Source organism: Soonwooa purpurea, assembly GCF_053891095.1.
In genome coordinates this window covers 169,449-184,724 of sequence record NZ_JBSSMA010000005.1, presented here as the reverse complement: position 1 = coordinate 184,724, position 15,276 = coordinate 169,449, and the positions used below count along the sequence as shown (strand labels likewise).

General features: G+C 35.1%; 16 protein-coding genes. 9 read left to right on the top strand and 7 right to left on the bottom strand.

The window, feature by feature from the left end:
- Window positions 1-33: 33 nt before the first annotated feature.
- Complete coding sequence (gene dnaA / locus ACVFVN_RS06720) at window positions 34-1,485, bottom strand: chromosomal replication initiator protein DnaA (protein WP_165130355.1); 1,452 nt, start codon at window positions 1,483-1,485, stop codon at window positions 34-36.
- A gap of 135 nt (window positions 1,486-1,620) precedes the next feature.
- Between dnaA and ACVFVN_RS06715 the strand changes: the two genes are divergently transcribed.
- The 7 genes from ACVFVN_RS06715 (at window position 1,621) to ACVFVN_RS06685 (ending at window position 10,612) form a co-directional block, all read left to right on the top strand.
- A complete protein-coding gene (locus ACVFVN_RS06715) occupies window positions 1,621-2,034 on the top strand; it encodes an acyl-CoA thioesterase (protein ID WP_456234712.1) in 414 nt (137 codons plus the stop codon).
- A gap of 132 nt (window positions 2,035-2,166) precedes the next feature.
- A complete protein-coding gene (locus ACVFVN_RS06710; RefSeq protein WP_456234711.1) occupies window positions 2,167-2,820 on the top strand; it encodes a response regulator in 654 nt (217 codons plus the stop codon).
- 152 nt (window positions 2,821-2,972) lie between these two features.
- Window positions 2,973-4,415 carry an aminoacyl-histidine dipeptidase gene (locus ACVFVN_RS06705; protein WP_456234710.1) on the top strand — a complete coding sequence of 481 codons (1,443 nt, stop codon included), beginning with the start codon at window positions 2,973-2,975 and terminating at the stop codon, window positions 4,413-4,415.
- 310 nt (window positions 4,416-4,725) lie between these two features.
- Window positions 4,726-7,488 (top strand): M4 family metallopeptidase, encoded by a 2,763-nt coding sequence (locus ACVFVN_RS06700; protein WP_456234709.1) that lies wholly within the window; start codon window positions 4,726-4,728, stop codon window positions 7,486-7,488.
- A gap of 223 nt (window positions 7,489-7,711) precedes the next feature.
- Window positions 7,712-9,058, top strand: a complete 1,347-nt coding sequence (gene radA, locus ACVFVN_RS06695; protein ID WP_456234708.1) for a DNA repair protein RadA — start codon at window positions 7,712-7,714, stop codon at window positions 9,056-9,058.
- Window positions 9,059-9,398: 340 nt separating this feature from the next.
- On the top strand, window positions 9,399-9,977 hold the full coding sequence (locus ACVFVN_RS06690) for a transposase (protein WP_456234707.1): 579 nt from the start codon (window positions 9,399-9,401) through the stop codon (window positions 9,975-9,977).
- Between the two features lie 62 nt (window positions 9,978-10,039).
- Window positions 10,040-10,612, top strand: coding sequence for an acyl carrier protein phosphodiesterase (locus ACVFVN_RS06685; RefSeq protein WP_456234706.1), 573 nt, complete (start codon window positions 10,040-10,042; stop codon window positions 10,610-10,612).
- A gap of 2 nt (window positions 10,613-10,614) precedes the next feature.
- Here ACVFVN_RS06685 and ACVFVN_RS06680 read toward each other — a convergent pair whose 3' ends face one another.
- Genes ACVFVN_RS06680 through ACVFVN_RS06655 form a run of 6 tightly spaced genes read right to left on the bottom strand, consistent with a single transcriptional unit; the run spans window position 10,615 to window position 13,825 of the window.
- Window positions 10,615-11,118 carry a DinB family protein gene (locus ACVFVN_RS06680; protein ID WP_456234705.1) on the bottom strand — a complete coding sequence of 168 codons (504 nt, stop codon included), beginning with the start codon at window positions 11,116-11,118 and terminating at the stop codon, window positions 10,615-10,617.
- 8 nt (window positions 11,119-11,126) lie between these two features.
- Window positions 11,127-11,570, bottom strand: coding sequence for an N-acetyltransferase family protein (locus ACVFVN_RS06675; RefSeq protein WP_456234704.1), 444 nt, complete (start codon window positions 11,568-11,570; stop codon window positions 11,127-11,129).
- Window position 11,571: 1 nt separating this feature from the next.
- Window positions 11,572-11,892 (bottom strand): barstar family protein, encoded by a 321-nt coding sequence (locus ACVFVN_RS06670; RefSeq protein WP_165137395.1) that lies wholly within the window; start codon window positions 11,890-11,892, stop codon window positions 11,572-11,574.
- A gap of 3 nt (window positions 11,893-11,895) precedes the next feature.
- Window positions 11,896-12,465: a ribonuclease domain-containing protein gene (locus tag ACVFVN_RS06665; RefSeq protein WP_456234703.1), complete on the bottom strand. Its 570-nt coding sequence runs from the start codon at window positions 12,463-12,465 to the stop codon at window positions 11,896-11,898.
- Window positions 12,466-12,474: 9 nt separating this feature from the next.
- Window positions 12,475-13,266 carry an NAD(+) synthase gene (nadE, locus tag ACVFVN_RS06660; RefSeq protein ID WP_456234702.1) on the bottom strand — a complete coding sequence of 264 codons (792 nt, stop codon included), beginning with the start codon at window positions 13,264-13,266 and terminating at the stop codon, window positions 12,475-12,477.
- 10 nt (window positions 13,267-13,276) lie between these two features.
- On the bottom strand, window positions 13,277-13,825 hold the full coding sequence (locus tag ACVFVN_RS06655) for a GNAT family N-acetyltransferase (protein WP_456234701.1): 549 nt from the start codon (window positions 13,823-13,825) through the stop codon (window positions 13,277-13,279).
- A gap of 112 nt (window positions 13,826-13,937) precedes the next feature.
- Between ACVFVN_RS06655 and gldB the strand changes: the two genes are divergently transcribed.
- Together gldB and gldC are read left to right on the top strand one after the other, a co-directional pair.
- Window positions 13,938-14,933, top strand: coding sequence for a gliding motility lipoprotein GldB (gene gldB / locus ACVFVN_RS06650; protein WP_456234700.1), 996 nt, complete (start codon window positions 13,938-13,940; stop codon window positions 14,931-14,933).
- A gap of 9 nt (window positions 14,934-14,942) precedes the next feature.
- The gene (gldC, locus tag ACVFVN_RS06645; protein WP_079668241.1) at window positions 14,943-15,269 is read left to right on the top strand and encodes a gliding motility protein GldC; all 327 of its coding nucleotides are present in this window, start codon (window positions 14,943-14,945) and stop codon (window positions 15,267-15,269) included.
- The last annotated feature ends 7 nt before the right edge of the window (window positions 15,270-15,276 follow it).

Below are 15,276 nucleotides of genomic sequence, written 5' to 3'. Positions count from 1 at the left end.
TTAAACCCTTTTTATAGTATTATTTTACATCGATTAATGATTGATACGCTCTTTCAAATCTTTGATGTATTTTTTAATTTCTTTATCAATCTTTGATACGTCGCGAATGGTATCGCAAGCATACATGACCGTCGAATGGTCTTTTCCGCCCATTTCTTCGCCTATTTTGGTAAATGTAGAATTGGTATATTCTTTAGCAAAATACATAGCTAACTGTCTTGGCAAAGCAATTTCTCTTTTTCTAGATTTTGACAACAGCAACTCTCTGTTGATTCCAAAATATTCGCAAACCACTTCTTGGATATAGGGAATATTGATGGTTTTCTTTTGAGTCGTTGCAATTTTGTTGATTGTTTCTTTTAAAAGTTCTAAACTTAAATCCGATTTGTAAACCGTAGAATATGCAATCACAGAATTGATAACGCCCATCAATTCGCGAACATTGGTTTTCACCTCCGTTGCTAAGAAATCCAACATATCATCTGTTAGCACAATCCCATCGCGACTCAGTTTATCAACGATAATTTGGCGTCTTGTCTCGAAGTTTGGTGATTTGATCTCTGCAGTTAATCCCCATTTGAAACGAGAAACAATACGTTCCTGTATGTCCATAATATCGGCTGGCGCTTTATCAGATGTTAAGATAATTTGTTTTCCGTTTTGGTGGAGATAATCAAAAACATGGAAGAAGCTATCTTGTGTTGCCGCTTTTCCTGACAAAAACTGAATATCATCAATGATTAAAACATCAACCAATTGATAATAATTTTGGAAATCTGTTTTGTTTTGAGACTTCGCTGCTTTTATAAAGTCTTGAATAAATTTTTCTGAAGATTGGTACAATACCACTTTATCTGGACAAGAGTTTTTAACTTCTAATCCGATAGCTTGTGCCAAATGCGTTTTCCCTACACCATAACCACCATGCACAAATAAAGGGTTAAAAGCTGTCGAGCCAGGACGTTTTGCAATGGTTTTCCCTACTGTTGCAGCCAACTTATTGCTCTCACCTTCTACAAAATTATCAAAAGACAAATCTGCTTTTAGGTTAGACTCAATATTCACTTTTTTGATGCCCGGTACTACAAAAGGATTGATGTTAACTTCTTTCTGAACTGGTAATGCTTCCTGGATTTTTGGTGTTTGTGTGCTGTTGCCTTTTACATTAACTGTAATTGGCGCTTCTTGTCCTGTAGGCTTGTTTTCCATAACAGAATACCAAAGTTTAACACCTTTTCCAATATATTTTTTAAGTGCAGCAGATAACAAAGACAAGTAATTTTCTTCAATATATTCTTTATAAAAATCACTTGGGACAAATAACGTTAAATTATGATTCACTAAAGATAATGGTTTAACTTTATCAAATAATAAATCAAAAGAATTTTCCAATTTCTTAAGGTCAGAATGATCCTCCGCTGCATTGAGATTATCTCTCATAAACTGAAGGCATTTATCCCAAATTAAATTTAAATTTTCATCCATTTTCAGAGCTGCTTTTTTACCAGATTAGGCATTTTTTTATAGGGAAGACAAATATCTAATTATAATTTATAAAAAAAAATTTTTGCTCTATTGCTTATTAAAAAATATATTTGTATGTATTAATATCGACTTAAAATGATACACACAAACACCTCAATAAGAGTACGTTACGCAGAAACAGACCCTATGCGTTACGTCTATTATGGCAACTATGCAACCTACTTCGAAGTGGCACGCGTGGAGCTATTTCGTTCACTTGGAATATCTTATGATGAGATTGAAAAAATGGGTATCCTTCTTCCCGTTTCCGAATATAAAATTAAATATTTAAAACCCGCTCTTTATGACCAAATTCTACATATAAAAACCAGTATAAAAACAAAACCTGGGGTAAGAATTATTTTCGACTACGAAATTTATAATGATGTCGATGAAAAAATAACAGAAGCCTCCACCACATTATTTTTTTTGAGAGCCGATGATAATAAGATTATCAAATGTCCTGATTTTTTGATGAAATTAATTGAAAAAAAATGGATAAATGTGTAGTTTTTATTTCCAATATCATTAATAATCATTAACTTGCACCTCCTTGAAAGATTAAAAAATAAGAAAAATTATAAAATTATGTCGCCATAAACACAAAAACCATATATATAAACTAAAAACCAAAAAAACCAAATGAAAATTTACATTATCGACCAACATCAAATTGTTATTGATGGCTTAGTTTCGTTGCTAACCCGCAAAAAAGGCTTTGAAATAGTTGGTCACACAAATTCCTCGTCAGAAGCTTGTAATTGGCTAGAAAATAATGACGTAGACCTGGTCATTACAGAAATTATTTTTGAAAACGAAAACTCTGCTGACCTTATCAAATCCATCAAAAAACTTCGGGAAAACACAAAAATTTTAATTCTTACCGGAGAAAACAAACTCAAAAGAATTACCGATTTATTCCAGATAGGAATAGATGGTTTTGTAGAAAAACACAACGATAGCAAAGCCGTTGTGGAAGCTTTGACTTGTATTAAAAACGGTAAAGAATATGTGGGCGAAGAGCTTAGAGAGAAAATCATGCAATCTTTACTTAACACACCTAATTCTCATAAGAATCTTCCCCTCAACGAAATCCTCGACAGTATTACCAATCGCGAATTAGAAGTTATTCAACTTATTTGTGAAGGTTGCAATAGCAAAGAGATTTCTGATCGTCTTTTTATAAGTTTTAACACTGTTGAAACCCACAGAAGACATATCTTTCAAAAGTTAAACATCAGAAACTCTATTGGACTTGTACGCTTTGCTATTCAGCATAATTTGATTGAACACTAGAAATAAATCCTTCTTATTAATAATAGGAAGGATTTATTTTAAATTTAAACCAAATAAATATCCTCATTTAAAACCAGTTTTTGAATCAAAATATTCAAAAACTAGTAATAGCTACATTAGTTTCCGTAAATTAGCTTTTTTAAAATTATATAATGGAATATTCACAAATAGAACCTAAAAATATTTGGAAGAATTTTGCATTGCTGAACGCCGTACCGCGTCCTTCCAAAAAGGAAGAACGCGTAATAGCATTCATCAAAAAATTCGGAGAAGATTTAGGATTAGACACATTAGTTGACGAAGTTGGCAACGTTATTATCCGCAAACCCGCATCACAAGGCATGGAAAACCGCCAAGCTATTGTAATGCAATCGCACCTTGATATGGTTTGTCAAAAAAATAGCGATGTTGATTTTGACTTTGACACGCAGGGCATCCAGATGTATGTTGACGGTGATTGGGTTAGGGCAAAAGGTACGACACTTGGTGCGGACAATGGCCTTGGAGTGGCTACAATTATGACAATTTTGGAAAGCAACGACATTCCGCATCCCGCAATGGAAGCACTTTTCACAATAGATGAGGAGACCGGAATGACTGGCGCACTTGGCCTGAAAGGCGGCTTGCTACATGGCGATATTCTTTTAAACTTAGATACCGAAGAAGATGACGAAATCGACATTGGCTGTGCAGGAGGCGTTGATATAACTGCAACTGCAAGCTTCGGAACAGAAAACGTAAAAGGTGAAAGCTTAGAAATCCAAATTAAAGGTCTGCAAGGTGGACATTCTGGAATGGATATTCACAAAGGCTTTGGAAATGCTAACAAGATTTTAGGAAGATTTTTATTTGAAACATTAAAATTTGATGTTCAAATTAACAGTATCGATGGTGGTGGATTACGAAATGCCATTCCAAGAGAAGCCAAAGCAGTCATTAAGGTTTCAAATATATCAGATGTTGAAATCGTTTTATCAAATTTAAAAACAAACATTTTAGAAGAATTCGCAAGCATTGAAAAAGATTTAATCATCGAAATCAATAAAACATCTACTACAGAAAAAGCTTTATCAAATGCAGATTCTAAAAGCATTATTTTTGCATTAAACGCAGCGCATAATGGTGTTTTCCGAATGAGTCCAGATGTTGAAGGCTTGGTCGAGGCGTCTAATAATCTTGCTAGAATCGAGGTAAAAGACGGCGCCGTTAAAATCCTTAACCTAACGCGATCTTCTGTAGAATCTACAAAAACAGAAGTTGCCCAACAGTTGATTTCTTCTTTTGAAAGCAATGGATTAACCACAGAGCTAGCAGGAGGTTACCCTGGTTGGAAACCTAATCCTGGCGCAGAAATCATCCAAATTATGACAGATATTTATGAAAAAAATTTCGGTGCAAAACCAATGGTTGTCGCTTGTCATGCAGGTTTGGAATGTGGAATTATCGGCACCAATTATCCAAAAATGGAAATGGTAAGTTTTGGTCCTACTATAAAAGGTGCGCACTCGCCAGACGAAAGAGCAAGTATTTCCTCGCTACAAAAATTCTGGAAGTTCTTGCAAGACATTCTTCAAAACATTCCTGAAAAGAAATAATTTTAACATAAAATCCCTTTTAATAGAAGGGATTTTTTTTGTCAATTCTTCCTAATAACACAGCTTAAAAAATTAAAATAAGGAGATAAACTTCGATTAGAAGAATATTTAATTCCTAAAGCTAATAGGAATGTAAAGCATCTCCATATTGATTTTAATTAATCTAAGCAAGTAGTAAAAAATTAAGTTTTATTGCAACAACTACTTGATAATCTTGGACTTTTTTGAAAAAAAATAATCATTAATGATATAACTCATATTTTTTTATTAATTTGCGGCGACCATAAATCACTTTACAAATAATTAAAAAATGAGAAAAAATCTACTTAGTCTCGGTTTTATTGGTGTTTTGTTTCTATCTGCAAATTTGAATGCACAGAATAATATCAGTGAAAAAATTCTTCATGATAACGGAACACCCAGCTTAATAAGCTTTAGTTCAGGAAACGGTCTTTCATCTGTAACAGCCCAAAATTTATTTCAACAGTATCTTAATTTATCATCTAAAACTAGTATGAAATTGACTTCTACAGAGGTTGACAAATCTGGAAAATTCAAAGATGAAAAATACCAAATGTATTTTGATAATATCCCTGTTGAATTTGGTTCTTATAATCTACATTACAAGAATGGTGAGCTTACCAGCATGAATGGTGAAATTTTTAAAACCGATGATGCACAAACTAAGATTTCAATAACAGAAGAACAGGCTTTTAACAAAGCTAAAAAATACGTGAACGCTTCCTCATATATGTGGGAAGACCAAGCCTATTCTGCATCTTCTGGATACAAAAAACCTGTTGGTCAAAAAGTACTATTACCGATTTCATCTGGAAATGGTGATTACAAATTGATATTAGCGTACAAATTTGACATATATGCGGCTATGCCTATTAGCAGAGGTTGGGTCTATGTAGATGCTTCTAGTGGTGCTATCTTAGGATATAATGCCATTATGAAACATGCTAATTTGCATAACAATCTTCCAACCAACAACATCGCTAAAGAAGAACCTATCAAACTTCAAGATAGTTTTACACAACCTATTCTTTTTGCTGCGGGAACTGCGGCAACAAGATATAGTGGCTCTCGTCAAATAGAAACAACACTTGCTACAAGTGGTACCAATAGTGGTAAATATATTCTGAACGATACGACACGTGGCGGTGGCGTTGTTACAAAAAATCTTAAAAAAAGCTCTAGCATAGGAAGTGCCGTAGATTTTGTTGATAATAATAACGATTGGACTGCTGCGGAACACGACAATAGCACTTTTGACAATGCTGCATTGGATGCACATTGGGGTGTTGAAAAAACTTACGATTACTTCAAAGACACTTTCAATCGCAATAGCTATAACAACGCGGGAGCTATACTAAATAGTTATGTTCATTATGGTAGTAATTATGAAAATGCAGGATGGACAGGTAGCGAAATGATTTATGGAGATGGCGCAACGACTTTCAAACCCTTAACCGCATTCGATGTTACAGCACACGAATTGGGACATGGTGTTTGCGAATATTCTGCCAATCTAGCATATCAAAGAGAGTCAGGAGCACTTAACGAAGGTTTTTCAGATATTTGGGGCGCAATTGTAGAACACAAATACGCACCAGAAAAGCAAGCTTTTTTAATTGGTGAAGATATCGTTAAAACATCGCCTAATTATTTAAGATCAATGAGCAATCCAAAATCTGGATTATCCGCTCAACCAGACACTTATAGAGGAACCAATTGGTATCCAGCAACTGTTGAAGAAGGATGTATTACGCCAAGTAGCTGGACCAATGATAACTGTGGTGTACATTATAACAGTGGCGTTCTTAACCATTGGTTTTACATTCTTGTAATGGGAAAAACAGGAACTAACGACCTTGGAAAACCTTACAATGTTACAGGTATTGGCTGGGAAAAAGCAGAACAAATTGTTTACAAACTAGAAACGACTTATCTTACTGCTAACTCAAACTATAAAAACACGAGAGACTTTGGAATTCAAGTAGCGAAAGAATTGTATGGAGAAAACTCTGCAGAGATGATTGCTGTGCAAGACGCATTTTATGCTGTTGGGATTGGGGTAAAATATTTGTCAACACCAGATACGACGCCACCGACAATTCCAACTAATTTAGCAGCTAGTAATATTAAAGGCACTAGCGCAAAACTAACTTGGGGAGCTTCTACAGATGACAACGATATGGCAGGCTATATCGTTTACAAAGATGGTGCAGAGATTGCTAGAACAACCACGCAATTGACCTACAATGTTACAGGACTTACACGCCTTACGACTTATAGCTTTACTGTAAAAGCTATTGACGGTTATAATAACATCTCCGCAGCAAGCAACATCGCAATTGTAACAACTACAGACGAAGCAGAATATTGCACATCAACAAGTTCTAATACAAATGACGAAAAAATTAATCGCGTACAATTTAACACCATAGACAATCTAAGTACAGGAACAGCTGGTTACGAAGATTTCACAGACATTTCCACTACATTAGAACAAGGCAAAACTTACGAAATCAAAATTACTCCAAAATGGACAAGTTCATCATATAACGAAGGATACGCTGTTTATATTGACTGGAATGCCGATGGAGACTTCTCAGACACTGGAGAACAAGCATTTAGTAAGGCCGCATCAACAACAACACCTATTGTTGGCTCAATAAAAGTTCCTGCGAATGCAGTCGTTAATAAAAATACGAGAATGAGAGTGTCGATGAAATTCAATGCGATACCAACAGCTTGTGAGTCTTTCACATACGGACAAGTTGAAGATTACACCTTGAAATTTGTAGAAACTAACATGGCAGTTTCTGACATTAACAAAAACAATGCCTTCAACATCTACCCTAACCCAGTTAAAGATATTATCAACATCCAAGCTAAAAAATCAGGTGAGATGTCTTACCAAATTATAAATGTAAGTGGCCAAGTGGTACTTTCTGGTAAAGCCAGCAACCAAAGCATCAATGTACAACCGCTTCCAGTTGGCAATTATGTCATCAAAATTTCTAATGGTGACGAAATATCAAATCTTAAATTTATCAAAAACTAATAGTTGATAATTTAAAAAAATTACGGCAATCTTTCTTAGGTTGCCGTTTTTTATTAGGAGCTATTTCCCGCTCTCAGCTTTATCTTTTAGAGTGTCGCTCGGACGGCTCCGCTACGCTCCGCCGCCTCACGCCACCCCAAAAGGATGCCGCTTCCATCGGGGCTAAGGATTTAGGATACAAAAGAAAATTTTATTTTTAAAAATTAGATAGTAACTTTACAGAATGGCAAAACTCAAAACCGTCTATTACTGCCAAAACTGTGGCAGCCAATATCCACAATGGCACGGCCAATGTAAAAATTGTGGCGAATGGAATACACTTATTGAAGAAGTTGTTGAAAAATCAACATCCAAAAACTATTCAGGCGACAAAAAGCAACACATCATTAACATTATCGAAGTTAATGCACAAGAAGAACCCCGAATTTCTACACCTAGTGAAGAACTCAACCGCGTTCTAGGAGGCGGAATTGTCTTAGGCTCTGTCACACTTATCGGCGGCGAGCCAGGCATAGGAAAATCAACTTTGTTGCTCCAACTGGCACTCAAGATGCGCAAAAAAGTATTTTATGTTTCTGGGGAAGAAAGCGCCTCACAAATCAAAATGCGCGCAGACCGACTTACCGATTTACAAAATCCCGAATGTTATCTTTTTACAGAAACTTCTGTGGACAAAATTCTCCACGAAGCAAAAAAACTCAAACCCGATTTTATCATCATCGACTCCATACAAACACTGCATTCTAGCATGATTGAAAGTTCTCCAGGAACAGTTTCTCAAATTCGGGAATGTTCTGGAGAAATCATCAAATTTGCGAAAGAAACCAATACACCCGTATTTTTGGTTGGCCATATCACCAAAGATGGTCAAATTGCAGGTCCAAAAGTTTTGGAACACATGGTAGATGTCGTTCTTAATTTCGATGGCGACAGAAATCATTTGTTCAGATTACTTCGCGCCAACAAAAACCGTTTTGGTTCCACCGCAGAAATCGGAATTTACGAAATGATTTCCCAAGGTCTAAAAGAGATTAAAAACCCTTCAGAAATTTTAATAACCAAAAAATTTGAAGAACTTTCTGGAAATTCGGTGGCTGTTACTTTGGAAGGCAATCGCCCCATGTTATTGGAAATTCAGGCTTTGGTTTCCACAGCGGTTTATGGAACGCCACAGCGCAGCTCGACGGGATTTGACTCTAAAAGATTAAATATGCTTTTGGCAGTATTAGAAAAAAGAGCTGGTTTTCAATTAGGCGCCAAGGACGTTTTCCTCAATATTACTGGTGGCATCAAGACCGATGATCCTGCCTTGGACTTAGCAGTTATCGCTTCTATTTTATCATCCAATGAAGACATCGCCATTTCGGAGAAGTTTTGCTTTGCTGGAGAAATTGGTTTAAGTGGTGAAATCCGCCCTATTCCACATGCGGAACAGCGTATTTCTGAAGCCGAAAAATTAGGTTATGAATGTATTTTTATTTCTAATTTAAATAAAATTCCGAAGCGTAAATTTGGTATCAAAATTCAAGAAGTTGGAAAGATTGAAGATTTTGTAGATATTTTGTTTTAAATTTAATTTAACCATGGTATATTTTGAAATAAAGTAAAATTAACTGATCATCATCATTATTTCATTATTCCAGTATTACTTATATAAAACGAAGTACCATTATTTATCTTTAAAAGGACTTTTTTCAATAAAACTTTGTTTAACATTGCGATAATTTAAACACAAAGCAAGACAAAAATTATTCAATAGCATACTGAAAATAAGTATAAACAAACACGTTATTCATATTCATGAAATACAATGAGTGAAAATGCGGAACGAGTTTAAATTACATTATTGAAACCAAGCGTTGTTAAAGCTTTGAGCCCTAACAATGCTCCCAAAACACAAAACAAAAAAGATGAAAACAAACGTATACCCTTTGGACACCGATTCTTTTTATCATATTTATAATCGTGGTATAAATGGTGAAAAAATCTTTTTCTTGCCAAAAAATTACTTTTACTTTTTGAAGTTATTAAAAGAAAAAATTTCTACAACAGCAGAAATTTATGCATATTGTTTAGCCAGTAATCACTTCCACTTACTTATTAAAACAAAATCTGAAAAAGAAATTCGACAGAAAAATAACAACGAGTCTTTTGATATTTCGAAAATTATCAGTCAAAAATTCTCAAATACGTTTAATAGCTATACACAAGCAATTAACAAACAAGAGCTTCGGACAGGAAAACTATTTGAATTGCCATTTCGAAGAAAACTATTAAAAACGCAAGATCATCTTATCAATAGCATTCTATACATCCATAACAATCCTAAAAAACATAATATTTCAGACGATATAATAAGTTACCCATATTCTTCTTTTTTAGAAATTTTAAATAAAACCTCATTACTTATAGACACAGAAAAAGTCATTTCCTTATTTGAAGATATCGAAAATTTTAGTTATGCTAATCTCAACTTTAAAAATTATTAATTACTGAGCGTTGTTAGGGCTTTGAGCCCTAACAACGCTTCCAAATACGAACACAAAAGCCCATGAATTACCTCGCACATTCCTATTTTTCCTTTACCGACGGGCAACTCGTGGGTAATATGATTGCTGATTTCATTAAAAACAATGAACGCAAGAATTTCCCTTTAGAAATCCAGGAAGGTATAAAACTACATCGTGCGATTGACAGTTTTACAGATACGCATCCCGCAGTTTCTGCCGCAAAAAAGATCTTTAGTCCCTTGGTAAGATTGTATGCTGGCGCTTTTGTAGATGTCGCTTTTGATTTTTATGTTGCACATTCCATGAAAGAAAACCTACTGTTAGAGCATTCAAAAAAAGTTTATAAAACTCTTTGGGATCACGAAGAATGGCTTCCTGAAAATTTTAAAAGAATGCTCATCAAAATGGAAGAAGACAATTGGCTGTACAATTATCGACAAGACTGGGGCATCAAATTCAGTATTCAGAATGTCTTGAACAAAGCACAATATCTGAATAAAGATTTACCTGTTTTTCAAGTTTTTTTGGACAACAAAAAAGAAATCGGGAAAGAATTTGATATTTTCTTTCCCGATATTAAAGCTTATTTGAAAACTTTTGAAGTTAACAATTAATCCTACATTTTTGGCGCATAACGCTCTTTGATAATATTAAGATGATGAATATTGTGTCCAACAATCAGTTTTCCTGTGGTTTCCACTTGTATCGAATTTCCGTTGGCAAGACCTGTTTGTGACAAAGCCTCATCCGAAAGACCTTCAAAAAATAAAACATTTGCTTTTCTAACAAACGAAAATTCATCGATTAGACTTTCCAAAGCGCGATCATTAGCTTCAGAATTTTTTGCCCATAATTCTTCATCAAAACCAGGAAGCTCCACTTTATCTTGGCGCGCGAAAGTCAATGCACGATAATTAAAAACCCTTTCTGTATCTATCAAATGTTGCAACAATTCTTTCAGCGACCATTTGCCTTCATCATACGCAAAAAGACTTTTCTCTTCTGATAATTGACTATAAAACTCAAAAGTTTTTGCTCCTGCAAAATCCATTTCTTCAATCCAATTTTCGGAAGGAACAAGATCTAAATAAGCTTGAATGTATTTTTCAAAATCTGTCATTTTATATATTATTGGGGATTTGTCCATTCATAAAAGTTAACCTCATCATACAATTTGAAACCGCAAGCTGGATACAAATGATTTCCAACATTGTTCGTTTTTCCAGTTTCTAAAAGCATTCCGCAAGATTCTGTATCAATGCAGAGTTGTTTGGCTGCTTCGATTAAGGCTTTAGAAAATTGACGTCCTCTAGAGTTTTCATCAACAAAAAGATCATTTAACAACCAATATTTTTTCATTCTTGTAGAAGAAAAAATTGGAAACAATTGTACAAAGCCTCTTAAATTACCTTCATATTCTGCCACAAAAATTTCGGATTCTTGTTTAGAAATTCGTGCTTTCAGAAAATCTTTTGCGGACTCTATATCAGACGTTTTTCCATAAAATTTTCTGTAATTATTAAACAAAATCACCAGTTGATCCAGATCGTCTAATTGGGCTTTTCTTATCATATTAATCTGTTAAATCGTCTTCTAAATCGCCATCCTCATCATCCTCAAACTGTTCTAAAAAATAGCTAAACGTAAAACCTTCCACCTCTTCTTCAGCATCTTCCAAAGTTGTAATTAGCTCATCAAAAGTTTCCAATTGATCCACACTTAAATTTACAAATTCGATGTGTAAAGGCATTGTTAACTCTCCTGAAATAATATCGAAAAGTGCATCAAGGTTATCACCAAAATAATCTGGCAAAGGCAATTTCGTTTTTAAAACTTCATAAAAGTCTTCGTAGTCGCCAAGTTCTACAAAGTCTATGTATATATTATTTTCCATAAATTATCGTTGTTCAAAAGTTTTATAATGGTCGTGTGTTAAGAAGATCAATCCATCATTGCTGTACACCAGTCGGTCGGCATCGCGATGTCCGCAGTCGTAGTTAACATCGGCTTCGTAATACATTCTTCCGTTTCGGGAAGGCAGTTTTTTCTCGCGGTTACTGAACTTGTCGCCACCAATTGCTCGTCCCGGCAAAACATCACAAAGATTACCAGAGCTCGGCTCCCAGCCTTGTTTTTTAGCTTCTTTTTTAATGATGTAATAATGTGGAAGTTTGTGGTGTTTTTTTAGATAATCGATGACTAATTTTTCTTCCGTCAAATCATCAATCGATTTATCTTTATAGGCAAATTCTTCCGCCTGGCTTAACGAATCGGCATCAGATTTTTGATATTTCTGAAACTGATTTTTAATTTCTTTTTGATTAACACCAACTTTTTGTTGTTGTTGTTCAGTTTTTACCGTTTCGTTTTTATCGTAAGATTGTGGTGGCTTTATCAAATACATCGTCGTGATGCCTGCAAAAGCTCCAATTATAAAGAATAGAAATGTTTTTAGTTTTGGATTCATTCAGTTAAATTAAGATTTTAAATCCTCTGGAATATCGCAAACCGGAATTGGATTTATTTTATGTAAAGTTGCACGATGCATTCTTTGGTAAATGGCAAATACTTCACGTTGACGCCCTTCAAAATCTTCGGGTTTTAAATTTTGATCCTGCTCCATCGCCCATTCTAGTTCTGGATATGTTGCACCAATCTGCTGTTCATCTGTTCTTTCAACTTCCCAAAGTCCATCTGTAGGAACGGCTTTTTGGATACTTTCGATAATGTCCAGATGTTTTGCCAATTCATAAACTTGGGTTTTGTACAAATCTGCAATCGGCGAAATGTCAACGCCGCCGTCGCCATATTTTGTAAAAAATCCAACGCCAAAATCCTCAACTTTATTTCCTGTTCCCGTTACCAAAAGTCCATGAATTTGTCCATAATAATACAAAGTCAGCATTCTAAGACGCGCGCGCGAATTAGCTAAAGCCAATTGCTCAGCAGGAAAATCGGCATCAGCAACATCAACTGTATTGTGAAAAACATCAAAAGTCGGCGTCAAATCCACACGAAAAGCTTCAACATTCGAGAATTGAGATGTCAAATTCTGGATGTGATCTTGCGCACGATTGACCTCATCTTCTTTTTGGTGAATTGGCATTTCCAAGAGCAAAGTTTTCATTCCGGTTTTCGCGGCTAATTTCGATACAACGGCAGAATCTATTCCGCCAGAAATACCGATAACAAAACCTTTCATTCCAGATTTTTGGGCATAATCTTTTAGCCAGTTAACAATGTAATCTATTATTTTTTCTGATTGCATGAATTTAAATTTATTTAAAATATTGAATTTTGAAATCCGCAGGCGTCATCTCGTACCAAAAGCATTCTCCGTCTGGCTCTTCGAATGTCCCTTTTTCATTAAAACCAAGTTTGCGAAGAACATGCTTGGAAGCCTCATTTTCCGAATGGGCATAAGCGTAGAGATTTCCTTTCTTTAAAACTGTAAAAAAAGCTTTTATAAAAGCAAGGGCAGATTCGGTAGCATAGCCTTTTCCCCAATATTCTGGTAGAAAACGATAACCCAACTCATAAAAATCTTGATGCTCATTAACGCTGTTATTATTAAATTTAAGACCAGACCAACCGATAAGAAGTCCTGTATTTTTCTCAACAACCGCGTAGCGCCCAACTCCGAAATCATCATATTGTTTTCTGATCATTCGGATAACTTCCAGAGATTCTTCTTCTTTGGACAAAATATCCACGCCAATATATTTCATGACTTCGGGATTGCTATCCAACAGAAACAGTCGGGCAGCATCAGATTCTTCTAAAGGTCTTAGTAATAATCTTTCGGTTTCGAAGGCTTTGAGCATCATTAAAATTCTTATTTTTGTAGTTTGAATTTCTAAGGTAAAATTAAAGATAATTTTCCGAGCAGACTTGGGAGAAGCTTTAATTTTTAAAAGAAATTTATAAATGAATGTTTGCATGAAAAAAATAATAGCAAGTCTGTCGGTTTTGGCATTGGTTATAATGACCAATTCTTGTAAAAAAGAAACTGAAAAACCGCAGTGGGAAGTTGAGGTTAAAAATCCTATCGCGAAGGTTGACATGGTTGACATTTCTGGAAAATTCTATGACGAAAACTATCCTTTGGAAGATTTCAAAAAAGAATATCCTTGGTTCCAAGGTAGTGTGGCTGATAAGGATTTTGCGGAAAGAAGAAAGGATGAACATGAAGTTGCCATCTACAAAGAAGCGATTTCCAAAATTGATGTTAACAAGCTTAATAAAGATTTAGCCAATCTATTTTCGCACATCAAAACTTATTTTCCAAGCTTCAAAGCGCCAAAAGTTTTTCTTTATTCAACCGCGGTTTATTACGATAGCATTCTGAATCCTATTTTTTATAAACCCGAAGAAAACTTCCTATTCATCGACATTTCTGCTTTTATGAGTGATAAAAATAAAGCCTACAGTGGAATTGATTTTTACATTCAGAAATCCATGAATCCTAGTAATATTGTCCCGAAAGTATCTTTATCTTTTGCAGAACAAATGGTGCAACGACGCCCTACGGAGCAGAAATTCATAGACGAGTTGGTGTACAATGGGAAAATCCAGATTTTGCAAGATATTTTTCTACCCTACACGCCCGATTTTTTAAAAATGAATTATACCAAAGAGCAGGAAGAATGGAATATCGCTAACGAGTTTAACATTTGGAATTACTTTGTAGAGAACGATTATCTTTTTAATTCTGATCCAGAGTTGGCTTCTCGATTTATACAGCCTGGGCCGTTTTCAAAATTCTATACCGAAATTGACAACGAGAGTTCGCCACAAGTTGGTGTGTGGATTGGCTGGCAAATTTGCCGCGACTATTTAGCTAAAAATCCAAATGTAAAAATCCCTGAGTTTTTGAAAAAAAATGCCACCGAAATATTCAACGCTTCTGGCTATAAACCTAAAGAAATTAAATAATTATATACAATGAGAAAGACCCAAATAACGATAAATGTCGAACTAGACGAAAATCATGTTCCTGAAAAAATGACTTGGAATGCCGAAGATGGCGGCGTTAACGCACAAGAGACAAAAGCAACCATGATTTCGGTTTGGGACGACAATGCTAAAGAAGCACTTCGTATTGACCTTTGGACAAAAGATATGCAAGTGGATCACATGAAACAATTTTTCCACCAGATACTTGTTTCGCTAGGCCACACCTATCAACGCGCAACGGGCGAAGATGATGTTGCCGAATGGCTCGGCGAAGTTGCAGAAGAATTTGCAGTGAAGTCTGCTATTAAGATGTAATAATAAG